Source organism: Leisingera sp. CC-HEC093 (genome assembly GCF_059429195.1).
Map to the genome: position 1 here is coordinate 2,219,407 of NZ_JCAIJR010000001.1, position 24,253 is coordinate 2,243,659.

Below are 24,253 nucleotides of genomic sequence, written 5' to 3' on the forward strand. Positions count from 1 at the left end.
TTCCAGCGTTGTCTGGAGGTTATTGAGTGATTGATTGGGCTGGGAAGCACTGGCGCTCTATTCGAAGCGGTTTGAAAAGTGACCGTCCGATGGACGTGGGAAAGGCGATTACAAAGACCTTCCTTGTGATTGTAGTCGTGTTGGCCATGCTGCCGCAGTACACGAGTGACGGTGGTTGGCAACTTCGCGGTTGGGCTTTGATCATGTCGCCACCCAATGAGATTGGAGACACTTTTGCAGGTATTGCCGGAGTTCTTGCTTTTCTTTGGATTATCGTAACGGTTTGGTTGCAGAGCCAAGAGTTAGCCGCTCAACGCGAAGAATTGCGTGAGCAGCGACAAGCGACTCAAGAAATGGCAATCGCTCAAGCCGAACAAGTAAAGTTGCTTCGGCTTCAAGGTGAGATATTTGAGGAAGAGCAAGTTCAGCGCCGTCATGAGCTTGCTTTGAAGAAGTTCGAAAAATTTGCAAGCGAACTAAAGAAGTTTTTCTTTGCTGCAGATGTTCGGGTGTTGAAATGGTATTGTGGGGAAAAAGGTACACCGGAAAGACTTCTTGAGCACAATTTCTCCCCAAGTATCCCAGCACTCGAATTGATCCAAGCAATGGGTGGAATGTTTAGAAATGGCACTAGAGTTTTCAGGCGTATTGAAGACGATCCGAAATTGCAGAAACCGCAGACACCGGATGCGCTTCACGATATGGCTTATTTTCTTACACTGATGATTGAGTGTGAACGGGATCTGTCCCTCTCTGATAAGGAAATAGTTCGTTTCTACCGCCTTAGAGAAACCTACGAGGCTTATGTCAACTTCATGGGATTATCTGTTTGGGATGAAGGGGATTAACATGAAACGCCTCATCCAGCATGGCCTGATGTTCGGCAATCTCTTCCATGTGGCCTCGCCCGCGCTGGTGGAGCGGTACAATCGCGCGCTGAAGCATCTGACCGGCAAGACCACGGCTCTGACGGATTTCCATGTCGATATCTCGGGTTTTTCGCCGGAGATCGGGGATGAGCTGGGGGATGATCACTATCTGAACCATGCGGGTGTGAACCGGCAGTTCATTCTGCTGTCGACCGAGCAGAAGCGCTGCCCGCTGCTTCACGTGAAATTCTCCACCAGCCGGGACATCCTGCGCCGGTTCATCGAGGTGAATGAACGCCAGCTGTTTGCGCTGACCGCGACGGATGCGGTTGCGGGCGAACTGGTGAATTCGGTGTTCGAGGTGTCCTCGCCCGCCAGGCTGTTCGATATCCGCCAGGTGCGGATCGAGGCGGATACCACCCGCGGCACGCTGCGCCATGCGGACCGTCTGGCGGAGCTGGTGGAGCAGTTTAAAACCGGGGAGGATGCCTGGTTTGATGATGATCTGATCGGCGAGATGATTGCGACGGCAGAGAAGACCGGCGATGTGACCCGCAATCCGGTGCACCTGGCGCATGAGGTCTTTGAGCAGTCGAACTTCTGGACTGCGCATTTCGGCGGGCTTTACGTGTTTCAGGATGTCGAGCATCCGGCGGTGATCGCCAGCAGCGCAAAGCCCGAAGGCGTGCCGCTGAAACATGTGTTCGATCTGGGGGAGCGCAATGCGATTGCCAGGTTCCTGGAGCTGAACGGGCTGGCGGAGCCGGTGATCCGGGCGCGCGGCGTTGATGGCGCGGCGATCCTTCGGCAGAAGATGGGGTTCCTGGCGGTTTCGGTGCTGACGGAGAAGGGCCGGGATCTGACCGGGCTGTCGCGGTCGGACCTGCGGCGGATGGCAGCGCGCCATGCGGATGAGCTGCCGGCAGAGTTCGAAGGGCTGGCAGCGCTGGTGCGCTGGGCCGAGGGCGGCGGCAAGTGGCCGAAGATCCGCTCAGATCATCCGGCCTATTTCTATTCCCTGCGGGCGTCGGACACGGCCCAGCGGGATCTGGTCAACATGCTGCTGGCGGAGCTGTGCCCGCATGACTTCCGGCAGATGTTCATCTGCCACAAGGAGGAATTCTACCGCCAGTACCGCGGCTGGCCGGAGACCAAGAAGGCCTATGCGGTTGAATTCCTGGCGCGGGAGTATGCGGTGGACAAGGCCGGCGCACGCGAGGCGCTGTTCGGGCATGAGCCGGATATGGAGGGGCGGATGCCCCGGCTGCCGCGGAACCGGCGCAAGGGGATGGTTGACCGGGTTGGCCCCTGGGGTGCTGTGAACCGGGTGAGGGGGCGTTGAGATGTTCGGCTTCATCCGCCTGATCCTGATCCTCCTGGTGGTGCTGACCGTGGTCTATGCCGCAGTGTCGCTGTACTCGCGCGAGGTGCGGCGGCTGAAGCTTAAGCGGCGCTGGAAAGAGAAGGGGTTGACCGGCGACCGCGCGGCCTTCATCCAGCGGGGGCTGAAACAATACGACAGTTCGTTCCGGCGCAAGTTGATCCTCTTGGTCTATGTTATCCCTCTGGGGGCGCTGGCGCTCCTGATCTACGTCATTAACTTCATGTGAGGTGCGCCCCATGCGTTTCATCAAATGGGCTTTCCTGATTACTTTTTGGGTGCTGTTCGGCGCCTTCCTGCATTACACGCTGCCGCAGTATGACGTGGTGCGGATCGTCAATACCTATGAGGAACGGCAGGAGCTGAACGACTGGACCCGGATTTTCTGGTCCAAGCCGGACGACCAGTCGGCGCAGCTGATCAACCGCGATGTGCAGTTCATCCAGGCGGTGCGCGCAAACGGCCGCAATATGGTCTACCGGAACGAGGACACCGGCTGGAACTGGCCGCCCTATTTCAAATTCGACACCGCGAACCTTTATACAGATGCCAATGACAGCATCTCGACCAAGGCGAACCCTGAATGGGTGGCGGTGCTGCATTACGGCTGGCGGAATGAGTTCCTGTCGATCTTCCCGAATGCGGTGACGATCAATCCGGTGGCAGGACCGGAGGACAAGCCAACGAACTGGTTCTCCATCATCTTCCTGGTGCTGCTGGCGGCGGTTTTGTGGGCGGTCTATGTGCGCTGGCGCCGGTTCCGGCGGGCGCGGATCGACCCGATGATCGAAAGCGCCGAGGACAGTTTGTATGCGGCGGGCGATGCAATCGCCGAGCGCAAGGGCCGGTTCCGCCGCTGGCTGGATACCTGGAAATCGAAGTGAGGAAGGGCCGCTGGCAGGGCGGTGCCGGCCTGAGTTGAAGCGCGGGCCCTGAGGGGGCCGCGTTTTTTATCCGATGCGGTCCAGCACCCAGTTCAGTGCCGGGGTGAAATCGTCAACCGAAAGCGCCCCGCCCGGTGCCGCGGCGGCGGCAAAGGCAAAGCCGTGGGTGTAATCCACGATCAGGCACAGGAGGGTGCGGGCCTCTGCGCCGGTTACGCCTGCGGCGGTGATTTCCGCTTCGATGAGCTGCGTCAGCCCGGTCAGGGAAGGGCCGATCAGCGAGGGGTTTTCCAAGATGCACTTTGCCAGTTCCGGATGGCGGGTCACCTGGGCGCAGTAGCGGGTCATCAGGTCGCGCAGCCGCAGCTTGGGCGTTGCTGCTTCTGACGGGGTGTCTGAACCTTCGAACGCTATGGCCACAAGGCCCGCGATCATCTCGTCTCTAGTGCCGGCATGATGGGCCACTGCCATCGGGGTGACGCCAAGCGCCTCTGCCAGTGCCTTGAAGGTCAGAGCCTTGCTGCCGCCCTGGTCGAGCAGGTGCAGGGCCTTTTTCAGCACATCGCCCTTACTGAGGGTGCGGCTGCCCTTGGGTGGGCGTCCCATGCGCGGGGGCATTGGTCAGACCACCTGGAAGGTGGTTTGAACCATACCGGCAGGAAGGATGCGGGAGCTTGCCACCTTGAGGTCGATGTCCCGGTCCACGCTGCCGAACAGGGGGATGCCGCTGCCGATCAGGATCGGAACCGTTGTGATGGTCAGGTCGGCGATCAGCCCCTGGCGCAGGAAAGACTGCACGAGACGGCCGCCGTCGATATAGGCGCGGGTCCAGCCCTGTTGTTGCAAGTCCTGCATGAGGTCTGCGGGCGCGGCGGTGCTGAGGCGCACCTTGTCCTTCAGGTGCTCGGGGATGTCCTGTTCGGTCATGCTGCGGCTGAGCACCACAACCGGCTTGGCGTAGGGCCATTGGCCGAACCCCAGCAAAGTGCGGAATGATCCCGTTCCCATGACCAGCCCGTCGATGCTGTCCATGAAGGCGGCAAAACCGCCATCGTCGTCCTTGGCTGCGGGCTGTTTGGATAGCCAGTCCAGCGAATGGTCCTGGCGGGCCACATAACCGTCGAGGCTGGTGGCAATAAATACGTGGCCGGTGGTCATCGGTGTCTCCTGTGCTTCGCTTAATTATACGATATACAGTTTATTGTGCACTGCGTTCCAAGAGGCCAGTGCCGGACTTGCGGCCTGCGAATCGATTCGCGGTGGCCGGCGGCGCGTAAGCGCATGAAAGATAAGCGCTTGCCGCAAACAGACTGGCGAATGCCGGTTTGAGATTCTGGACATCCCTGTCCCTTCGGGCGCAGCAAACATGCATGTCTTTTTCCGGTTTTTGCGGGTCGGATTTGTCTCCGCCCCATGGCCGGGATTAGGGCAATTTGCGCCTCAGCAAGGTGCCGCCTTTTGGGGCGGAGAATTGGGAAGCTGGTGAAACTCCGGCACTGACCCCGCAACGGTGACCCCGGGCAAGGCATGGCAAAAACCACTGAGGGAAATCCTTCGGGAAGGTGCCAGGCCCCGCCGCCTAACGGCCCCGGGACAGTCCGGAAACCAGCCTTGCCAGGAAAACGTCAACCGCGGGCGGCGGCGGGGCGGTTGCAGGCGCGTGGCCTGCAGTCTCTCCAGTCCTGCCTGCACCCAAGCCAACACGCCGCGGGGTTGCGGCAAAGGAGAGAAGCAGATGCTTCACGACAGCGAAATTCTGGCCAAGCTGGTGGCCCGGCAGAAAAACTATTCCCTGGAGCAGGCGTTTTATACCGATCCGGGCGTGCTGGATCTGGACATGCGCCAGATTTTCTACCGCGAGTGGCTGTTTGCCATTCCCGCCTGCGAAGTGCCGAAACCGGGCAATTACGTGACCCATCAGGTGGGGTCCTACAACGTCATCATCGTGCGCGGCACCGATGGCGAAGTGCGTGCCTTCCACAACGCCTGCCGCCACCGCGGTTCGGTTGTGTGCAAGGCCAAGAAGGGCAATTCGCCCAAGCTGGTCTGCCCCTACCACCAGTGGACCTATGAGCTGGACGGCTCGCTGTTGTGGGCACGTGACATGGGGCCGGATTTCGATGCCTCCAAGCACGGGCTGAAGCCGGTGCATTGCCGCGATCTGGCCGGTCTGATCTATATCTGTCTGGCCGATGAGGCACCGGATTTCGATGCCTTTGCCGATGTGGCCCGCCCCTATCTGGAGCCGCATGACCTGGGCAACGCCAAGATCGCCTATGAAAGCTCGATCATCGAGAACGGCAACTGGAAGCTGGTCTGGGAGAACAACCGCGAGTGCTATCACTGCGGCGGCAACCACCCGTCGCTGTGCCGGACTTTCCCGGAAGACCCCTCGGTCACTGGTATCGAAGGCGGTGAGACCCCGGCTCATCTGCAGAAGCATTTCGACCGGATCGAAGCGGCGGGCATTCCGTCGGCCTTCACCATCGACGGGCGCGGCCAGCACCGTCTGGCGCGGATGCCGCTGAACGAGGGCGCGGAAAGCTATACCATGGATGGCAAAGCGGCCGTTGCCAAACAGCTGGGCCGGGTGCCGTTCGCCGATGCGGGCACGCTGCTGAAATTCCATTACCCGACAACCTGGAACCACTTCCTGCCGGATCATTCGCTGGTGTTCCTTGTGACCCCGATCAGCCCGACCGAGACCGAAGTCACCACCAAGTGGCTGGTGCACAAGGATGCGGTTGAGGGTCAGGATTATGACATCAAGCGTCTGACCGAGGTCTGGATGGCCACCAATGACGAGGACCGCATCGTGGTGGAGGACAACCAGCGCGGCATCAACTCGCCCGCTTATGAACCCGGCCCCTATTCGGAAGTGCAGGAGAGCGGCGTAATCCAGTTCTCCAACTGGTATGCTGAGCACCTGACCCGCGCGCTGACCGGCCGCCATCTGATCGCGGCGGAGTAGTGCTATGGGACTGCAGGCCAATTTCGAAACGCTGGACGAGACCCTGGCGTGGAAGGACGACGAGATGCTGGAATGCGTCTCTGTCGTGCCGGAAGCACCGAATACCGCCACCTTCAGCTTCCGCGCGCCGTCCGGCGCGTGGTTCAAGTACCAGCCGGGCCAGTTCCTGACACTGGAGCTGCCGGTGCCCGGCGAAACCGTCTGGCGCACTTACACCATCAGCTCCTCGCCGTCGCGGCCGCTGTCGATCTCCGTCACGGTGAAGGCGCAGGGAGACAGCATCGGCACCCGCTGGATGCTGGACCACCTGCGCCCGGGCAGGCATATCAGAGCGTCGGGCCCGGCGGGCGTGTTCACCCTGCCCAAGCGTCCGAATGGCAAGTTCCTGTTCATCTCCGCAGGCTCCGGCATCACGCCCAGCCTGTCGATGACCCAATACCTGTTCGACCGCGGCCAGTCGCCGGACGTCTGCTTTATCAACTGCGCCAAGCGGCCCAGCGAGATTATTGCCCGCCAGCAGCTGGAAAGCATGGCGTCGCGGGTGCCGGGGATCAAGCTGAACTTTGTGGTGGAAGAGGATGATCCCTATCAGGTCTGGACCGGCTACCGCGGGCAGCTGAACCAGATCATGCTGGGCCTGATTGCCGGTGATTACCTGGAGCGCGAGGTCTACTGCTGCGGCCCTGAGCCGTTCATGCAGGCAGTGCGCGACATGCTGAACGGCCTGGGCTTCGACATGGAGAACTACAATCAGGAAAGCTTTGGCGCGCCGGTGGAGACCGAGGCGGATGCGCCGGAGCTGGACGACGTGGTGCCGGAAGAGACCGCTGCCGCCGAGATCAGCTTTGCCGCGTCGGGCGTGACGTCCGCCTGCACCGAGACCGATACGGTGCTGGCGGTGGCCAAGGCTTCGGGCCTCAACATCCCGTCGGGCTGCACCTTTGGCATCTGCGGCACCTGCAAGGTCAAGAAGACCGCAGGCGATGTGCATATGGTCCACAACGGCGGCATTTCGGAAGAGGACATTGAGGCGGGGTATATCCTGGCCTGCTGTTCCAACCCGATTGGCCGGGTCGAAGTGGAAATCTGATCCTTGGGGGGGGCCTGTTCCGGGCCCTCCCTCCCGTCCTGCCGGTCCGGGCCTGCGGCAACAAAGTGATTGACGCCGCGGCCTTCCCTTGGTCAACACGGGGCCAAGCCCCATACCCCCCGTTGCGACACAGGACCACGAGACCATGACTGCCAGCAAACGCATTGCCCTTTCCAGCGACCACGCCGCCATTGAGCTGCGCAAGGCCGTTGCCGCCCATATCGAAGCACAGGGCTGGGAGGTGCAGGACATCGGCCCGCAGACCCCTGAGAGCACTCACTACCCCAAGCACGGCGCCGCCGCGGCAGAGCTGGTGGCCTCTGGCGAGTGCGCGCTGGGCATTGTCCTGTGCGGCACCGGTCAAGGCATCATGATGGCGGCAAACAAGGTGAAAGGCATCCGCTGCGGTGTCTGCGCCGACACGTTTTCTGCCAAGATGATCCGCGCCCACAATGACGCCAACATGCTGTCGATTGGCGCCCGCGTGGTGGGCGAAGGTCTGGCGCTGGAAATCGTGGATGCCTTCCTGGGCACCGGTTTCGAAGGCGGCCGCCACGGCACCCGCGTCGATATGATCAAGGCGCTGGAAGACTGATACGTGCGGATCCGGCTGTGCCGGGGGCAAGCCCCCGGTCAGTCAGCGAACAAGTAACTGGTCCCGGCAATCTGCCGGGCCTGTTCCGGTGACAGGCCCAGAAAACCGCTGAGCTGGCCGGCGTTGTCCTCCGGGCTGCTGCTTTCGCGCATAATGCAGAGCTGGTTGAACCCGGCGTCCCGGATGCGGTCTGTCTCATGGTGGATATCATTGCGGATGGCAGGCAGCAGCCGTTCCAGCGCCAATTGCGGCGTGCGCTCCCCTGCCAGTCCGACCCGGTGCGCGTGCCCGGTCAGGTAATCCTCGCTGAACTCGCATTCGATCAGCAGAAAACGGGTGGAAGACCGGTCCGAATGGAAGTCGTTCATCAGATCGATGTCGGCCGGGTCCAGGCAGATGATCAGCTGATCTGATCCGTAGTATTCAAACAGCATCCGCACCAGCGCGCGGCGGTGGCGGGTGCGTTTCATCAGCGCAGCCTGAATGCCGCCGAGATCCGGCAGCGGCGTGTCTTCTTCGTTGAACAGGTATTCGATGGCCGGGATATTGGTTGTGTGCCGGATCTGTTCCAGCAGCCGTTTGGCAACATGCCATTTTTTGCAGATCACGATCAGCAGCTCGCGCTCGCGGCCCAGGGTGCTTTCGGTCTCCCAGAACCGCGGCGCGAAACGCCGCCCGTTGCGGCCGCGCTGAGACAGGAACTGATACAGGCTGCGCCCCTCATTGGAGATCTGGAAGTCCACGCCGGTGGCTGCGTAGAGCCGCCCGAGCCGCGCCTTCAGCTCCTTGGCGCCGGGGCTGATCTTGCGGGCGAACAGAAAATCCTGGCTGAGCAGCAGGTCATAATGGTCGTTGTAGAAATTCACCGGCATCCCGTAGTCGGTGAACATCAGAAAGGTGAGGGTCCGGGCCTCGATCTCGGCCTCCGGGATCAGGTGGCGCACAAGGGTCTGAAAGAAGGTTTCATCGGGGATCCAGGTGGTGCGGAAAAAGCGCACAACGTCGCGGCGCCTGGCAGTGAAGTCCAGGATCCACTCCACTGTGCGGCGGCGCAGGCACCACCATTGGCTGCCGATCTGCACCTGGATGTCTGACGGCATAGCCCGTTGCAGTCCCAGCCGCTTTTGCAGGCCATGGCTCCAGTAAAACAGCTGCTTATGCTTGCGCTCGTTGAAGAAGTGCCGGTAGATCAGCCGGTCCTCCTTCATGCCGGTCTTAATCCAGTCGCTTTCGAAAAAATCGAAGCTTTCAATGAAATCCTTGTCGTGCCGGTCCAGGAACTGGTGGGTGTATTCAGCCGTCTTCACCGCCATGCAGTCGCCCGACAGCATGTAGAAATGAGTGGCGCGGGGAAACTCCTGCACCGCGCACTGCAGCGCCTGCAGCGTCGCCTGCACCAGGGACCACTCGCCCCAGCCGCATTTGATCCGCCTATTGGCAAATGCCACATTCGGGTTGCCTGCCAGTTCTTCCCGGATCGTCCGGTAGTCCGCGTCAGGCGCCCGGGCGTCAAAGTGGATCGCCATGCAGTCGCCCGCCGCAGTCAGCTGCTCTGCCTGCTGGATGATCGCCTCGGGGTCTTTATGGCACAGCAAGATATATGCGATTTTTGCCATGAGAAGGACGGACTGCCTTGTTCTGCCTGATTGTTTACCTTGATAAGCGCGCTGGGGACACGAATAAACCAGATAGTTCCCGTTTCGGTAAACATATGCGATTACTGCTGGGAACAGGCGAAGACGGATAAGAAGAGGGCGGCAGATGGGGTTTCCCGGCACCTGGATGACGGAAAGTGAAAGTGTGGTCTACCGGGTGGTGCCGAAATGCGCCTGCTCGACGATCGGGCAAATTCTCTATTACTCGGACCACGGGCGGTTTTTTGACGGCGATATCCACGACGCCAGGGACGGTTTGCACAAATGGGCGCTGGAGCACAGCCAGGGGCCGATCACCCGGAACGTGCAGGGCCAGCAGACCTATGCCTTCACTTGCGTGCGCAACCCCTACACCCGCATCCTGTCGTCTTTCTTCGACAAGATCTGCGGCATTCAGCGCAACGGCAAGCGCTACCGCGGCAATCTGGTGCCCAAGCTGGCCTATGAATACGGGATCGAGGTCGGCGGCGACGACGGCAAGCAGGAGTTCGATCAGATCGCCAGCTTCCGCCGGTTTTTGCTGTTCGCCCGCGACACCATCCGCTGGCGCCGCCCGATGGACCCCGACATCCACTGGTCGGCGATGTCGGGGCATGTGTCGACCTTCATCCTGAACGGCGGACGCTACAACCGGATCTTCTGGACCGAGGCGTTTAATGACGGGATGCAGCAAGTGCTGGACGCGATCGAGACGCCGCATCAGGTGGATCTGGCGGCGATCCCGCGCTTCAACGAGAGCGAGGGCCACGGCCCCAAGCGCGCGCATCCGGTCGAGGATTATTTCGACGACCTGTCGATGCATCTGGTTTACGAGATCTACAAGCGCGACTTCGAGCTGTTCAAATACGATTTCGAGAACCCGGGCAACAAGATGCCAGTTGGCGAGATCGACCTTGATGAGGTGCACGCCAAGCTGGGGGAGTAAAGGGGCGAAGTTAAAGCGGGCTGGCAGCAGAGGTAACCGGCTCCCGGGCTCTGCAAAGCGTGAAGCAATCCGTCAGGCTGGTTGCAGTGTCTGAAAGACAATGTTCCGGTTTGTTTCCTCGCAGCTCATCCTAGCCGTCGTTTTGAAGCTTTTGCCTCCACCTCGTGCGGAGAGAAGGCCGCGTTTCGTGGCCGGATCAAATAGAAATGAGTAACGAAAGGTGACTTTTCTATCATATATCCGGGTCGAACCGTCGCGATCGGACCGTGTAACTTCAACCGGCACACCAGCGAGTTTCCAGCGAAGCTGGTATTTTCCGTCGCCCTTCTTTTTGAAACGCGCGGGAATTGGCGACTGATGCATCAGTTGGACATATGAATCGTAAGCAGTTGCCGTACCATTTTCCGCATCCATCACGAATACTGCGTGGTTGGATAGGAACTTTTTGAAATCAGAAGCATAGCTCCGGCCATTCCCAAAGGTGCAGAGAGACTTTTCGGGCTTGGCGGATGCTGTCGCTGGATAAATCAGTGCAAGCATCAAGGCGATTTTTTTAAACACCTAATTTCTCAAAAATTCGGCCACTCGGCAGGGCGGGAAATGGACTAGGTCTTCTCGGTCTTGTTTTTTGGAATGGTATGCGTCTGGAGCAATCGATGAAATCTACCTTTCAGTTGAAACACCCGCCGCAATTAGTGCGGCGGATGTTAAATGAAGGCCAGACCTTTGCTGTCTTAGTCCTCGTCCGGCAGCGCACGCACGGCGCCTTTAGCCGCCGAAGTGGCCAGCAGCGCATAGGCCTTCAACGCCTTGGAGACCTTGCGCTTGCGCGGCTCTGCCGGTTTCCAGCCCTTGGCGTCCTGCTCCTCGCGGCGCGCCGCCAGGTCCTCGTCGGAGACCGCCAGATGGATCGTGCGGTTGGGGATGTCGATCTCGATCTTGTCGCCCTGGCGCACCAGGCCGATGGTCCCGCCTTCAGCCGCTTCGGGCGAGACATGGCCGATCGACAGGCCGGACGTGCCGCCGGAGAAGCGCCCGTCGGTCAGCAGGGCGCAGGCTTTGCCCAGGCCTTTCGACTTGAGGTAGGAGGTCGGGTAGAGCATTTCCTGCATCCCCGGACCGCCGCGCGGTCCCTCATAGCGGATCACCACCACGTCGCCTTCCTTGACCTTGCCGGTCAGGATGTCGTTCACCGCCGCGTCCTGGCTTTCGCAGACGTAGGCCGAGCCGGTGAACTTGAGGATGTGTTCATCGACGCCCGCGGTTTTCACAATGCAGCCGTCCCGCGCGATATTGCCGAACAGCACCGCCAATCCGCCGTCCTGGCTGAAGGCGTGCGCCTTGGCGCGGATCACGCCGCCTTCGCGGTCGGTGTCCAGCTCCTTGTAGCGGTTGGCTTGCGAAAACGCCTGGGTGGTGCGGACACCGCCCGGTGCCGCCTTGAACAGCGCCTCAGCCTCCGGGTTGTTGGCGATTTTGATATCCCATTTGGCAATCGCCTCGCCCATGGTCGAGGAATGCACTGTGTGGCAGTCGTTGTGCAAAAGGCCTGCGCGGCTGAGTTCGCCGAGGATTGAGAAGATGCCGCCGGCGCGGTGCACGTCTTCCATGTGGACGTTGTGGATGTTCGGCGCGACCTTGCACAGGCAGGGCACTTTGCGGCTCAACTGGTCCATGTGGGACATGTTGAAATCCACCTCGCCCTCGTTGGCGATGGCCAAGAGGTGCAGCACGGTGTTGGTGGAGCCGCCCATGGCGATGTCGAGGCTCATCGCGTTCTCAAAGGCCTCGAAGGTGGCGATCTCGCGCGGCAGCAGGCCCTTTTCCTCATCCTGATAGTGGCGTTTGGTGATTTCGACGATCTTGCGCCCAGCCTCCAGGAACAGGCCCTTGCGGTCAGCATGCGTCGCCAGCGTCGAGCCGTTGCCCGGCAGCGCCAGGCCCAGGGCCTCGGCCAGGCAGTTCATCGAGTTGGCGGTGAACATGCCGGAGCAGGAGCCGCAGGTCGGGCAGGCGTTTTCCTCGATGTGCTTCACCTGGTCGTCGGTGAACTTGTCATCCGCCGCGGCCACCATGGCGTCCACCAGGTCGATCTTTTTCATGTCCAGATCGGCGATGTCGATCTTGCCCGCTTCCATCGGGCCGCCGGACACGAAGATCGCCGGGATGTTGAGGCGCATGGCGGCCATCAGCATCCCCGGAGTGATCTTGTCGCAATTGGAAATGCAGACCATGGCGTCCGCACAGTGTGCGTTGACCATGTATTCGACGCTGTCGGCAATCACTTCGCGCGAGGGCAGCGAGTAGAGCATGCCGTCATGGCCCATGGCGATGCCGTCATCCACCGCGATGGTGTTGAACTCCTTGGCGACGCCGCCGGCCGCCTCGACCTCGCGGGCGACCATCTGGCCCAGGTCCTTGAGGTGAACGTGGCCGGGCACAAACTGGGTGAAGGAGTTGACGATGGCGATGATCGGCTTGCCGAAATCATCGTCCTTCATGCCGGTGGCGCGCCACAATCCGCGCGCGCCCGCCATGTTGCGGCCATGGGTGGAGGTTCTGGATCGGTACTTTGGCATCAGGCTGGTTCCCTTAGTCTTTGCCCTCAGGGACACGATTTGCGCAATAAAGGCAACCGGCCAGGGGGTTGTTCGGTAATTTTGGCGCAGATCGCGCCGGATTTCAGTGGTGAAATGTCTCTTGGGCTTTCTCTTGGGCGCGGGCGGGGGGCGGTTCGGGGCTGTTCAGCCAGTGATTCACCGCAAGGCCCAGCACCAGCGCCCAGAACGGCGCGCCGATTCCATAAAAGCTGATGCCGGAGACCGTGGTCATGAAGGTGATTAAGGCGGCCTCGCGCCCCTGCGGTTCTGCCAGTGCGGCGGAGAGGCTGTTGCCGATGGTCGCCAGCAGCGCCAGGCCCGCGATGGTAGCAACCAGCGCCTTGGGGGCGATCAGGAACAGGCTGATCACGGTCGCGCCGCCCAGCCCCACCAGGATGTAGACCAGACCTGTCATCACGCCTGCCAGATAGCGGGTGTCCGGGTTTTCGTCCGCTTCGGGGCCTGCGCAGATGGCGGCGGTGATCGCAGCAAGATTGAAGGCAAAGCCGCCGAAGGGGGCGAGGATCAGCGAGGCCAGGCCGGTGACAGTCAGGCTGGCGGAAACTGGCGGTTCGTAGCCGCAGGCCCGCAGCGCCACCACGCCGGGCATGTTCTGCGAGGACATGGTGACGACATAAAGCGGCAGGCCGATGCCGATCAGCACCGGCAGCGAGAAAGCGGGCATCACGAACTCGGGGGCTGCCAGCGTCAGGTCCAGCGCCTCCAGGCTGCCGAATGCGCCGGTGCCTGCACACCAGGCCACGCCGGCCGCCAGCACCGCGGGGATACAGTAACGGGGGAACAGCTTGCGCCCTGCCAGGAAGGTCAGGCCCATCACCGCCACCAGCGTGGTGTCGGTCTCCAGCGAGGTGAAGGCGGACAGCCCGAACTGGAACAGAATGCCCGCCAGCATGGCACTGGCGAGGCTGTCCGGGATCAGACGGGAGAGGGCGGCGAACCAGCCGGTTATGCCGGTGAGGGTCAAGAGCACCGCACACAGGAGGAAAGCGCCCACCGCCTCTGCCAGCGGCACGCCATTGAGGCTGACCGCGAGCAGTGCAGCGCCCGGCGTCGACCAGGCGGTCAGGATCGGCATCCGGTACATCAGCGACAGGATCAGGCAGGTAATCCCCATGCCCAGCCCCAGTACCAGCATCCAGCTGTTGGCCTGGGCCTGGGTGGCGCCGACGGCCTCAATCGCCTGAAAAATGATCGCGACCGAGCCTGTGTAGCCGACCAGCACGGCAACTGCGCCGGAGACGAGATGCGAAAGCTTCAGATCCTTGAGCATGCGGGTTTTCCTTGGCGGCCGGGCGGGGTAGGGTGGCGTGCGTTATAGCGCACACTACAATCCGTGCGTTATAACGCACAAGTGTTTTTTGGGCGGGCAGAGACAATGAGCGATGAAGGCATCACCCTGAACCTGCGGGAAATCCGCGCGGCGGCGGGGCTTAGCCTGAGCAAAGCGGCGGAAGCCACAGGTGTCAGCAAGGCGATGCTGGGGCAGATCGAGCGCGGCGAATCAAGCCCGACGATTGCCACGCTGTGGAAGATCGCCAAGGGATTCCACCTGCCGCTGACGGCCCTTTTGGGCGAGGCCGCGCGGCCAGTGAGCGCAGCCACCGGCGTCTATGAGACGGTGCAGTTTCCCGGCAGCATCGGGGTGAAGATCGTCTTTCCCTTTGATCCGCTTCTGGGCGCCGAGACCTTTCAGGTGACGCTGAAACCCGGCCAGAGCCACCAATCGCAGCCGCATGACACCGGCGTGACCGAGGAGGTCTATGTGCTGCAGGGTTCCCTGGAGGTGTTGCGCGATGGCGAATGGGTGGCGTTGGAGCCGGGCCAGGGCCTGCGCTTTGCTGCCGATCAGCCGCATGGCTACCGCAGCCGGGAGACCGGCGCGGCGTTCCTCAATATGCACCATTACCGGCAGGCGGTTCTGACGCAGCGGGAGTGATATGCTTCACTTGTGTAATTCCCCAAGGCTGCTTACCACTTGGGCAAGTGATTGAGTTTACGGGATTTGGAGCCGGGGATGGACACGCTGCGCGGAAGCCTTCTGATGGTGCTGGCCATGGCGGCCTTTGCGCTGGAGGACATGTTCATCAAATCCGCCGCTGCCAGCCTGCCGGTGGGACAGATCCTGATCCTGTTCGGGCTTGGCGGCATGGCCATCTTTGCCGCGATGGCGCGTGCGCAAGGTCACGCCCCCTGGCACCCGGGTTTTGGCACGCGTCCGATGCTGTGGCGTTCTTTGGCAGAGATCGTGGGGCGGCTGTGTTTCACGCTGGCGATTGCGCTGACACCTTTGTCGTCGGCCTCAGCCATCCTGCAGGCGACGCCGCTGGTGGTGGCTGCCGGCGCAGTGGTGTTCTTTGGCGAGACGGTGGGCTGGCGGCGCTGGCTGGCGATCGGTCTGGGCTTTGCCGGGGTGCTGCTGATCCTGCGTCCGGGTCTCAGCGGGTTCGAATCTGCCTCGCTGTTTGCGGTGGCGGGCACGCTGGGATTTGCGGGGCGTGATCTGGCCACCCGCGCGGCGCCCAAGGACATGAGCAACAACCAGCTGGGGTTCCTGGGGTTTGCCATGCTGGTGGCCGCCGGGATCATTGCGCTGGCCTGGACCGGCGGCGCGATCTGGCCGGCCCCGCGCACCTGGCTGAACATTGGGGCCGCCACGGTGATCGGGGTGGTTGCCTATAACGCGCTCTCAGGCGCGATGCGGGCAGGCGAGATCTCTGTCATTGCGCCGTTCCGCTATACCCGGCTGGTGTTTGCCATGGTGCTGGGGGTGCTGGTGTTCGGCGAACGCCCCGATATGCTGACCCTCATCGGCAGCGCGGTGATCGTCGGCAGTGGTGTTTTCACGCTGCTGCGCAGCCGCAAAGCGTGAACCCCGTCTTGCGCCCGCCGCCGCCCGGCCTTACATCTGCCGCCCATGGCCAAGAAGAAGCAGACATCAGACCCGAATTACAAAGTGATCGCCGAGAACCGGCGGGCACGCTTCGATTACGCGATCGAAAGCGATATCGAGTGCGGCATCGTGCTGGAAGGGTCCGAGGTCAAAGCACTGCGCGGCAACGGAACCAATATTGCGGATAGTTACGCCGCAGTAGAGGAGGGCGAGCTGTGGCTGGTGAACTCCTATATTCCTCCCTATGCGCAAGCCAAGGTCTTCAAGCATGAGGAGCGCCGCCGCCGTAAGCTGCTGGTGGCACGCAAGGAACTGGCGGACCTGTGGAACCTGACCCAGCGCAAGGGGATGACCCTGGTGCCGCTGGTGATTTACTTTAACCACAAGGGCCGCGCCAAGATCAAACTGGGCATCGCCAAGGGCAAGAAGCTGCACGACAAGCGCGAAACCCAGGCCAAGCGCGATTGGGGACGCCAGAAGCAGCGGTTGCTGAAGGACGCACGCTGAGGGCCTTGTTGCCGTTGGAGTGAAGACAGCCGTTTGGCCGCTGGCCAGGCGGCTTTTTTGCGCGTGCTTGCAATAATTGACTATTTCAGTAAGAAAAGGCGCAGCCCAGCAGATTCGCCATTCGAGTCAGGCCCGGCAGGACAGCCCCCGGACCACAAAGGATGACATCAGATGGCGGATATTCAGGCAGAAATTGCGGAGCAGGCAGGCGGCAGCCCCATGGCAACCGGCACGGCGGAACCGCTTGCCGCCTTGGGTCTTGATGACTTTGAAGCCGGGCTGTTGCCGCTTCTGCGCCACTTTCTGGCCAGCCTGTGCGCGCCTGGCTCGCAGGCCTGGCAGCATGCCTTTCACACCGCGGCGGAACGCTGGGGCGAGAGTTACGGCCTGGCAGTGGCATTTGCCCTGTTCAGGATCATAGACGCGCAGAAGAGTGTGCGTCCGGAGCCGCCGGAAAGCCATGACGCCCTGTGCCTTGAGACCCGCGGCTGCCTGACTGCGGATGAGGCGGCGTTTCTGAAGATGATCCACCACATGCGCAGGGACCAGACCCCGGCCGCACGGGAGGCCGTAGCCGCCGTGACCCTGGGCCGGATGGACCCGCAGGTGATCCACGCCGGCCTTGCCTTTGCCCGCCGGTTTCCCTGCGGAGGGGCGCAGGCCGCACCCCGCACCCGGCCAGCCCTGCGTGCGGTCGGCTGACCGCGCCCTGCTGCCTGCAGCAGAGTGCAGCTTTGCGACAGATAATTGCGTCGATACACCGCCTTCCCTTGCGACTCCCGCAGGGCGGTTGTAGGCATGGCGCAGGCGCACACAGGGAGAGGCTTCGATGCTCGACGACCCAAAAACCCTTGTTTCAACCGATTGGCTTGCGGCCCATCTGAAGGATCCGGATTTGCGGGTGCTGGATGCATCATGGTACTTGCCGCAGCAGGGGCGGGACGCCAAGGCCGAATATGAAGCCGCCCATATCCCCGGCGCGCGGTTCTTTGATATCGAAGAGATTTCCGACAACCGCTCCGACCTGCCGCATATGGTGCCGCCGGTCGAGAAATTCATGTCCAAACTGCGCGCCATGGGTGTCGGCGACGGCCACCAGGTGGTGGTCTATGACGGCTCCGGGCTGTTCTCGGCGGCCCGCGTATGGTGGCTGTTCCGGCTGATGGGACAGACCAATGTTGCAGTGCTGGACGGCGGCTTTCCGAAATGGCAGGCCGAAGGCCAACCAGTCGAGGATCTGCCGCCGGTGATCCGCGACCGGCATATGACCGTGCGGGTGCAGAACCACATGGTACGCGACGTGACCCAGGTCTCTGCCGCCGCCAAACTGGGCGACCACGAGATTATCGACGCCCGCTCTGCCGAACGGTACCGCGGCGACGCGCCGGAACCGCGCGAGGGCCTGCGCGCGGGTCACATTCCCGGCTCGCGCAATGTGCCCTTTGGCCAGGTGCTGAATGAAGACGGCACCATGAAGGACGCCGATGGCATCCGCGCGGCCTTTGAAGCCGCCGGCGTCGACCTGAGCAAACCTGCGATTACTTCCTGCGGATCGGGCGTTACCGCCGCCATCCTCAGCCTCGCCCTGGAGCGTCTCGGCAAGACCGATCATTCGCTTTATGACGGGTCCTGGGTGGAGTGGGGTGCCTTCCCGACCCTTCCCGTTGCTACCGGAGAGAACTGATGTTCGAGACCCTGAAACCCCAGCCTGCCGACAAGATCCTGGCGCTGATGCAGATGTACCGCGACGACCCGCGCGCGGACAAGATCGACCTTGGTGTCGGTGTCTACAAGAACGCCGAGGGCGTCACCCCGGTGATGCGCGCCATCAAGGCGGCTGAGCATAAGCTGTGGGAAGAGCAGACCAGCAAGTCCTATGTCGGCCTGGCCGGCGATCCGGCTTATGCGGATGCGATGATCAAGCTGATCCTGGGCGATGCTGTTGCACGTGAAAACATTGCAGCGGCGGCGACTCCCGGCGGCACCGGCGCGGTGCGCCAGGCGTTTGAGCTGATCCAGATGGCCAACCCCAAGGCGCGCGTCTTCGTGTCGGATCCGACCTGGCCGAACCATGTTTCAATCCTGAACTACGTTGGCATCGAAACCGTCGTCTACCGTTATTTCGACCGCGACACCCGCGGCGTGAACTTCGACGGCATGATGGAAGATCTGAAGGGCGCGCAGAAGGGCGACGTGGTGCTGCTGCACGGCTGCTGCCACAACCCGACCGGCGCCAACCTCAATGAGGTGCAGTGGAAAGAGGTCATCGCGCTCTTGAACGAGCGCGGCCTGATCCCGATGATCGACATTGCTTACCAGGGATTTGGCGATGGTCTGGAAGAGGACGCGTTGGGCGTGCGCCTGGTGGCCTCCAGCTGCCCCGAGACGCTGATCGCGGCCAGCTGCTCCAAGAACTTCGGCATCTACCGCGAGCGCACCGGCCTGTTGATGGCCGTGTCCAATGATGCAGGCGCGCAGGCGCTGAACCAGGGCACCCTGGCGTTCCTGAACCGGCAGAACTACTCCTTCCCGCCGGATCATGGCGCCCGGCTGGTGACCATGATCCTGAACGACGAAGCCTTGCGCGCCGACTGGGCGGCAGAGCTGGAAGAGGTGCGCCTCGGCATGCTGGGCCTGCGCCAAAGCCTTGCGGACGAGCTGCAGCGCCTGACCGGCTCTGACCGGTTCAGCTTCATCGCGCAGCACCGCGGCATGTTCTCGCTCCTGGGCACCACGCCGGAGCTGGTTGAGAAGATGCGGGTGGACAACGGCATCTACATGGTCGGCGACAGCCGCCTGAACATTGCGGGCCTCAACGCGCAGACCGTGCCGGTGCTGGCCAAGGCAATTGTCGACGCCGGCGTCTGAGCTTCAGGCATTTTGGAGTTTGGAAACGCGCGCCCTTTGCGGTGCGCGTTTTTTGTTTCTGGAGAAAGCGAAAGGGGTAGGAGGGGCTCCCGCGCCTAGCTGTGTGCCTTGGCTGTGCCAAGCCCCTTGCAGGCTTGGGCGCGGCACCGCTGGCGCGGTGCAGGGGGGGGGCTTGACGCAAGGTCAGGCGGCATTGGGCGACGGAAGCGTCACGGCCTTGCGTTTGTGCTTGCGGAAGTCACCAGTAACACAGCCTAGGAAACCTGAAATGACCCTCGCAAAATCCGCCCTCGCCGTGATCTTGTCCGCCGCGGTTGCCCTGCCTCTGGCCGCCCCGGCCTTTGCTGCAAACGGCGAGGTTATTGACCGCGTGGAAAACCGCGCCGACCGCCGCGAAAACCGCCGGGATGAAGCGGTCGATACCGGCGTCTGGGACGTGGTGGAAGATCATCTGGACCGCGCCGAGGACCGCCGCGACTACCGCGACCAGAAGGCGCCCAAGGTAATTGTTGTCCCTCAGGGGTAAGTCTTGGACTGCGCCGCGGTAGCGGCGCCCGGCCCAACAGGTAGGGATCATCTCTTGATGATCCTGCACCTGGCGGGAGCCCCGCCGGACCGCAAGCGCGGCGCCTGAAACAGGCGCCGCGCTTTTTTGGTTCAAGGTGTGAAAGTCAGCTCAGCGAGAACTCGGGATAGGCTTCCATGCCCAATTCCGCCATGTCCAAGCCGTTGACCTCGTCCTCTTCCTCGACCCGGATGCCGGTGGTGGCGCGCAGCACCATCCAAACCACGGCAGAGGCTGCAACGGTGAACACACCCACCACGGCGATGCCGGTCAGCTGCTTTAGCAGCGTGGCATCGGGGTTCGACAGCACCACCGCAACGGTGCCCCAGATCCCGCAGAGAAGGTGCACCGGGATGGCGCCGACCACGTCGTCGATGCGCAGCTTGTCCAGCATAGGCACCGCAAACACGACAATCACGCCGCCAATGGCACCGATCAGTGTGGACAGGCCCAGGCCCGGGGTCAGCGGTTCAGCGGTGATCGCCACCAGGCCGGCCAGCGCGCCGTTCAGGATCATGGTCAGGTCCGGTTTCTTGAACAGAAGCTGGGTCAGCACCAGCGCAGCCACCGCACCGCCGGCCGCAGCGGCATTGGTGTTGGCGAAGATACGGCTGATGTCGGCAACATCGCCGATCGAGCCCATCGCCAGCTGCGAGCCGCCGTTGAAGCCGAACCAGCCCATCCACAGGATGAAGGTGCCAAGGGTCGCCAGCGCAAGGTTGGAGCCGGGCATCGGAATGGTCTTGCCGTCTTTGTACTTGCCGATACGGGGCCCAAGGATCAGCGCGCCGGTCAGCGCCGCCCAGCCGCCCACTGAATGCACCACGGTGGAGCCTGCGAAATCCAGGAAACCCATCTGCTCCAGGAAGCCGCCGCCCCATTTCCAGCTGGCCTGGAACGGGTAGATCACAGCGGTCAGTATGATGGTGAAAATCAGGAACGGCCACAGCTTGATGCGCTCAGCCAGGGTGCCTGACACGATCGAGGCAGTGGCGGCGCAGAACATCAGCTGAAAGAAGAAATCCGACCCGGTAGAGGCATAGGAGTAATCATCGGCACCTTCCGCGGTGATCCCCACCGCCTCCAGCACGCCGGGGCCAAAGACGCCGGACAGGACGCCGTCGACGGCCCAGTTGCCTAGCGGGTACATCAGGTTATAGCCGATCAGCCAGTAGAACAGCGCGGCCAATGAGAACAGGGCCATGTTCTTGGTCAGCTGCATGGTCACGTTCTTGGACCGCACCAGGCCGGCCTCCAGCATCGCAAAGCCCGCCGCCATCCAGAACACCAGGCAGCCGCCGATCAGGAACAGGAGCGAGTTCAGGATGAACACGGTATCGGTCGCGGGGTTCACGCCCGCGGCGGGGCCTTCCTGTGCCAGCGCGAGGCCCGGCAGTGCGCTCAGTGCCAGGGCCGCAAGGGGGAGTTTCAGGGTCTTCATTAATCTTTCCTCCATGCCGGGCGCGCTTACAGCGCCTCGAGATTGGTTTCGCCGGTGCGCACCCGCAGGGCCTGTTCCACATCCAGAACAAAGATCTTGCCGTCGCCGATCTTGCCGGTGCGGGCGGTCTCGGAAATCGCGCTGACGGCCTGCTCGGCCTGATCCGCAGGCACCACCAGCTCCAGTTTCAGCTTCGGCACGAAATTCACTTCGTATTCCGCGCCGCGGTAGATTTCGGTATGGCCCGCCTGGGCGCCAAAGCCCTTGATTTCAGTGACCATCAGCCCGCTTACGCCAAGACCGGTCAGCGCCTCGCGGACCTCGTCCAGCTTGAAGGGCTTGATGGCGGCTATGATCATTTTCATCTCTGCATCCCTTTGGTTTTGCGCTGCCCGGCCCTGTGCCGATGCATTGTGCACCTGCAGCAAAGCCGCCGCCCCGGTCCGTGCAAAGCTAACGCCAGCAAATTTCCGCGCGTCTTTCTGCGTGCGCACAATAATTTTGCGCCTTTTGCGCGGTTCGCTTAAAAACCGGCCATCTGGCAAAGGGGGAAAGCTCCGGATTCTGCCCCTCTACAATCTGGCGCGGGCAGGGTATTGTCGCCGGACAACGGGCAAACCGGGCAGGAACAGACGATGGCAAAAGGATCCGGGCGCAAGCCTTTGGTGGCAGAGAAACGCTACTCCGCGGGCGGCAGAGGCAAGGCCTCTGCGGCAAAGAAGCCTGTGCGCAAGAAGCCCGCGCGCAAGGCAAAGAAGCCAGGACTGCTGGGAAGGCTGTTCACCCGCAAGAAGACGCGCGCCAGGTCGGCACCGAAAAAGCGCGGGCCTATCGGCTGGCTGCTGGCGCCGTTTGCCTTTGCCTTCCGGCTGGTCTGGGGCTTTGCCTGGCGTGTCGGCATGGTCGCCTGTGCGCTGGTGGGGCTGGCCGTGGCTTTCCAATACGCCCGATTGCCAGAAGTTTCCGCCTATCTGGACGGCCGCGCGCGCGGTTCTGTCACCATACTGGACCGCGAGGGAGAGGTTTTTGCCTGGCGCGGTGACCAGTTCGGCGGGGTGGTCACGGCGGACACGGTCTCGCCGCATCTGAAGAACGCGATTGTGGCGACCGAGGACAAACGGTTCCACCGCCACTTCGGCCTGTCGCCGCGCGGTATCGCCAGCGCCGTGCGCATCAACCTGAGCGAAGGCCGCGGGCCGCTGTCAGGCCATGGCGGTTCCACCATCACCCAGCAGGCGGCGAAACTTCTGTGCCTCGGCAAGGTCTATGACCCGGCTGAGTGGAAGAGCGAAAGCGCCTATGAAGCCGACTGCCGCAAGGGTTCGCTCTGGCGCAAGGGGACCGAGGCGATCTTTGCCCTGGCGATGGAAACCAAATACACCAAGGACGAAATCCTTTCGATCTATATGAACCGCGCCTACATGGGCGGGGGCGCATATGGTGCGGAAGCCGCAGCGCAGCGCTATTTCGGCAAGTCTGCTAACCAGCTGAACCCGGCAGAGGGCGCGATGCTGGCAGGGCTGCTGACCGCCCCGTCGACGCTTGCGCCGACCAACAATCTGCAGCGTTCGCAGGACCGGGCGGCCACCGTGCTGCGGCTGATGCAGGAGCAGGGCTACCTGACCACGGCGGAGATGCAGAAGTACCAGGACAATCCGGCAGAGCTGAGCGAGGCTGCAGCGGCGCGGGCGGGCGGCTATTTCGCCGATTGGGTGATGGACAGCATCCCGGACTTTTTGGGCGACCAGACCACCGAAGATGTGGTGATCCGCTCCACCATGGATCAGCGCCTGCAGGCCGCGGCGGAAGACGCGCTGAAATACGTGTTCGAGAACAAGGTCCGCGAAGGGTCCAAGGCACAGGCGGCAATTGTGGTGATGAGCGCAGACGGCGCCGTGCGCGCCATGGTGGGCGGGCGCAAGACCCGCGTCTCGGGCGTGTTCAACCGCGCGACGCAGGCCAAACGGCAGACCGGGTCGGCCTTCAAGCCCTTTGTCTATGCGACTGCGCTGGAGCTGGGCTACTCGCCCTATGACCGGGTGCTGGATGCGAAATACTGCCTGAACATTCCCGGCTCCGGCCAGTGGTGCCCCGACAACTACACCCGCAAGTTCTATGGCGAAGTGACTTTGGCGCGGGCGCTCAAGGATTCGCTGAACGTGCCGGCAGTGAAGATTTCGGAGGCAGTCGGGCGCGACAAGGTGAGCCGGGTGGCCAAGGACTTCGGCATCGACAGCGACCTGGCTGCCGGTCCGGCGCTGGCTCTGGGTGCGTCCGAAAGCTCGCTGCTGGAAATGACCGGCGCCTATGCAGGCATTCTGAACGGCGGCTCGTCGGTGACGCCTTATGGCGTGACAGAGCTGAAGCTGGTCGAGGACAACGAGGCGTTGATGGGGGCCAGCGGCGGCATCGGCGAACGGGTGATCCGCACCGAGGCGGCGCAGCAGCTGGTCTGGATGATGGAAAAGGTGATTGCCGGCGGCACCGGCCAGCGGGCGCAAATCCCGGGCTGGCAGGCTGCAGGCAAGTCCGGCACCACGTCGGCGGCCAAGGATGCCTGGTTCATCGGCTTCACCGCTGATTACGTGGCAGGTGTCTGGATGGGCTATGACGACAACACGCCGCTTTCCGGCGTGACCGGCGGCGGCCTGCCTGCCGAGATCTGGCGCGAGACCATGGTGCGGGTGCACGACGGGCTGGAACCGAAGCCGCTGCCGATGCTGGAGCCTGCACCGATCGCGCCGCCGCCGCAGCAGACCCGCCGCGAACGCCGCCGCCGCCAGGGGCCGCAGCTTGGCAAGGAGCTGGGCCGCGCAGTCGATAACATCCTGCGGGATATTCTGGGCAACTGATTGGTCTGAATTCAAAGGGCGCGCGCCCGGTCCGCCGGGCCGGGCGCCGTCCCCAACGGGAGCACGGCATCCTGGATGCTGCTGCGACGGGCGAGAGCCCGTTGTCCGCCTGGGACCAGCCTGCGAGGCTCAAAAGAAA

The 24,253-nt window shown here is 62.4% G+C and carries 24 protein-coding genes and 1 riboswitch; of the genes, 16 read left to right on the top strand and 8 right to left on the bottom strand.

What is annotated here, in order from left to right; genetic code table 11:
* Positions 1–26: 26 nt before the first annotated feature.
* Genes AC5STB_RS10670 through AC5STB_RS10685 form a run of 4 tightly spaced genes read left to right on the top strand, consistent with a single transcriptional unit; the run spans position 27 to position 3,134 of the window.
* A complete protein-coding gene (locus tag AC5STB_RS10670; protein ID WP_495442809.1) occupies positions 27–848 on the top strand; it encodes a hypothetical protein in 822 nt (273 codons plus the stop codon).
* A gap of 1 nt (position 849) precedes the next feature.
* Positions 850–2,211: a DUF6638 family protein gene (locus AC5STB_RS10675; RefSeq protein WP_495442810.1), complete on the top strand. Its 1,362-nt coding sequence runs from the start codon at positions 850–852 to the stop codon at positions 2,209–2,211.
* Between the two features lies 1 nt (position 2,212).
* A complete protein-coding gene (locus AC5STB_RS10680; RefSeq protein WP_495442811.1) occupies positions 2,213–2,479 on the top strand; it encodes a hypothetical protein in 267 nt (88 codons plus the stop codon).
* Positions 2,480–2,489: 10 nt separating this feature from the next.
* Entirely contained in the window at positions 2,490–3,134 is a 645-nt protein-coding gene (locus AC5STB_RS10685; protein WP_495442812.1) for a DUF1523 family protein, read from the top strand.
* A 66-nt stretch (positions 3,135–3,200) separates the two neighbouring features.
* On the opposite strand, the gene AC5STB_RS10690 is transcribed toward AC5STB_RS10685, so the two are convergent.
* Positions 3,201–3,740: a TetR/AcrR family transcriptional regulator gene (locus AC5STB_RS10690; protein ID WP_495442813.1), complete on the bottom strand. Its 540-nt coding sequence runs from the start codon at positions 3,738–3,740 to the stop codon at positions 3,201–3,203.
* A 15-nt stretch (positions 3,741–3,755) separates the two neighbouring features.
* Complete coding sequence (locus AC5STB_RS10695) at positions 3,756–4,292, bottom strand: dihydrofolate reductase family protein (RefSeq protein ID WP_495442814.1); 537 nt, start codon at positions 4,290–4,292, stop codon at positions 3,756–3,758.
* Between the two features lie 271 nt (positions 4,293–4,563).
* Positions 4,564–4,762: riboswitch (cobalamin riboswitch) on the top strand.
* Positions 4,763–4,869: 107 nt separating this feature from the next.
* On the opposite strand from AC5STB_RS10695, the gene AC5STB_RS10700 reads away from it, so the two are divergent.
* From AC5STB_RS10700 to rpiB, 3 genes are all read left to right on the top strand, one after another.
* Positions 4,870–6,105, top strand: coding sequence for an aromatic ring-hydroxylating oxygenase subunit alpha (locus tag AC5STB_RS10700; RefSeq protein ID WP_495442815.1), 1,236 nt, complete (start codon positions 4,870–4,872; stop codon positions 6,103–6,105).
* Between the two features lie 4 nt (positions 6,106–6,109).
* A complete protein-coding gene (locus AC5STB_RS10705; RefSeq protein ID WP_495442816.1) occupies positions 6,110–7,195 on the top strand; it encodes an FAD-binding oxidoreductase in 1,086 nt (361 codons plus the stop codon).
* A gap of 145 nt (positions 7,196–7,340) precedes the next feature.
* Complete coding sequence (gene rpiB, locus AC5STB_RS10710) at positions 7,341–7,790, top strand: ribose 5-phosphate isomerase B (RefSeq protein WP_495442817.1); 450 nt, start codon at positions 7,341–7,343, stop codon at positions 7,788–7,790.
* Between the two features lie 38 nt (positions 7,791–7,828).
* On the opposite strand, the gene AC5STB_RS10715 is transcribed toward rpiB, so the two are convergent.
* Positions 7,829–9,406, bottom strand: a complete 1,578-nt coding sequence (locus AC5STB_RS10715; RefSeq protein ID WP_495442818.1) for a DUF5928 domain-containing protein — start codon at positions 9,404–9,406, stop codon at positions 7,829–7,831.
* 145 nt (positions 9,407–9,551) lie between these two features.
* On the opposite strand from AC5STB_RS10715, the gene AC5STB_RS10720 reads away from it, so the two are divergent.
* Positions 9,552–10,370 carry a sulfotransferase family protein gene (locus AC5STB_RS10720; RefSeq protein ID WP_495442819.1) on the top strand — a complete coding sequence of 273 codons (819 nt, stop codon included), beginning with the start codon at positions 9,552–9,554 and terminating at the stop codon, positions 10,368–10,370.
* Positions 10,371–10,442: 72 nt separating this feature from the next.
* Here AC5STB_RS10720 and AC5STB_RS10725 read toward each other — a convergent pair whose 3' ends face one another.
* From AC5STB_RS10725 to AC5STB_RS10735, 3 genes are all read right to left on the bottom strand, one after another.
* Positions 10,443–10,931: a hypothetical protein gene (locus AC5STB_RS10725; protein WP_495442820.1), complete on the bottom strand. Its 489-nt coding sequence runs from the start codon at positions 10,929–10,931 to the stop codon at positions 10,443–10,445.
* A gap of 173 nt (positions 10,932–11,104) precedes the next feature.
* On the bottom strand, positions 11,105–12,949 hold the full coding sequence (ilvD, locus tag AC5STB_RS10730; protein ID WP_495442821.1) for a dihydroxy-acid dehydratase: 1,845 nt from the start codon (positions 12,947–12,949) through the stop codon (positions 11,105–11,107).
* Between the two features lie 103 nt (positions 12,950–13,052).
* A complete protein-coding gene (locus AC5STB_RS10735) occupies positions 13,053–14,261 on the bottom strand; it encodes a benzoate/H(+) symporter BenE family transporter (protein WP_495442822.1) in 1,209 nt (402 codons plus the stop codon).
* Positions 14,262–14,366: 105 nt separating this feature from the next.
* Between AC5STB_RS10735 and AC5STB_RS10740 the strand changes: the two genes are divergently transcribed.
* The 7 genes from AC5STB_RS10740 to AC5STB_RS10770 all read left to right on the top strand — a co-directional run bounded on the left by AC5STB_RS10740 (position 14,367) and on the right by AC5STB_RS10770 (position 19,782).
* Positions 14,367–14,927, top strand: a complete 561-nt coding sequence (locus AC5STB_RS10740) for a helix-turn-helix domain-containing protein (RefSeq protein ID WP_495442823.1) — start codon at positions 14,367–14,369, stop codon at positions 14,925–14,927.
* A gap of 78 nt (positions 14,928–15,005) precedes the next feature.
* On the top strand, positions 15,006–15,860 hold the full coding sequence (locus tag AC5STB_RS10745; RefSeq protein ID WP_495442824.1) for a DMT family transporter: 855 nt from the start codon (positions 15,006–15,008) through the stop codon (positions 15,858–15,860).
* Positions 15,861–15,905: 45 nt separating this feature from the next.
* Positions 15,906–16,388: an SsrA-binding protein SmpB gene (gene smpB / locus AC5STB_RS10750; RefSeq protein ID WP_495442825.1), complete on the top strand. Its 483-nt coding sequence runs from the start codon at positions 15,906–15,908 to the stop codon at positions 16,386–16,388.
* A 171-nt stretch (positions 16,389–16,559) separates the two neighbouring features.
* Complete coding sequence (locus tag AC5STB_RS10755) at positions 16,560–17,090, top strand: hypothetical protein (protein WP_495442826.1); 531 nt, start codon at positions 16,560–16,562, stop codon at positions 17,088–17,090.
* A 127-nt stretch (positions 17,091–17,217) separates the two neighbouring features.
* The gene (sseA, locus tag AC5STB_RS10760) at positions 17,218–18,072 is read left to right on the top strand and encodes a 3-mercaptopyruvate sulfurtransferase (protein WP_495442827.1); all 855 of its coding nucleotides are present in this window, start codon (positions 17,218–17,220) and stop codon (positions 18,070–18,072) included.
* Positions 18,072–19,256, top strand: coding sequence for an amino acid aminotransferase (locus AC5STB_RS10765; protein ID WP_495442828.1), 1,185 nt, complete (start codon positions 18,072–18,074; stop codon positions 19,254–19,256). Before sseA ends, AC5STB_RS10765 begins: the two co-directional genes overlap by 1 nt.
* A gap of 268 nt (positions 19,257–19,524) precedes the next feature.
* The gene (locus AC5STB_RS10770) at positions 19,525–19,782 is read left to right on the top strand and encodes a hypothetical protein (protein WP_019297310.1); all 258 of its coding nucleotides are present in this window, start codon (positions 19,525–19,527) and stop codon (positions 19,780–19,782) included.
* A 145-nt stretch (positions 19,783–19,927) separates the two neighbouring features.
* On the opposite strand, the gene AC5STB_RS10775 is transcribed toward AC5STB_RS10770, so the two are convergent.
* Together AC5STB_RS10775 and AC5STB_RS10780 are read right to left on the bottom strand one after the other, a co-directional pair.
* Positions 19,928–21,262: an ammonium transporter gene (locus AC5STB_RS10775; RefSeq protein WP_495442829.1), complete on the bottom strand. Its 1,335-nt coding sequence runs from the start codon at positions 21,260–21,262 to the stop codon at positions 19,928–19,930.
* A 26-nt stretch (positions 21,263–21,288) separates the two neighbouring features.
* Complete coding sequence (locus AC5STB_RS10780; RefSeq protein ID WP_027257453.1) at positions 21,289–21,627, bottom strand: P-II family nitrogen regulator; 339 nt, start codon at positions 21,625–21,627, stop codon at positions 21,289–21,291.
* A gap of 270 nt (positions 21,628–21,897) precedes the next feature.
* Between AC5STB_RS10780 and AC5STB_RS10785 the strand changes: the two genes are divergently transcribed.
* Positions 21,898–24,114, top strand: coding sequence for a transglycosylase domain-containing protein (locus tag AC5STB_RS10785; RefSeq protein WP_495442830.1), 2,217 nt, complete (start codon positions 21,898–21,900; stop codon positions 24,112–24,114).
* Positions 24,115–24,253: the final 139 nt, after the last annotated feature.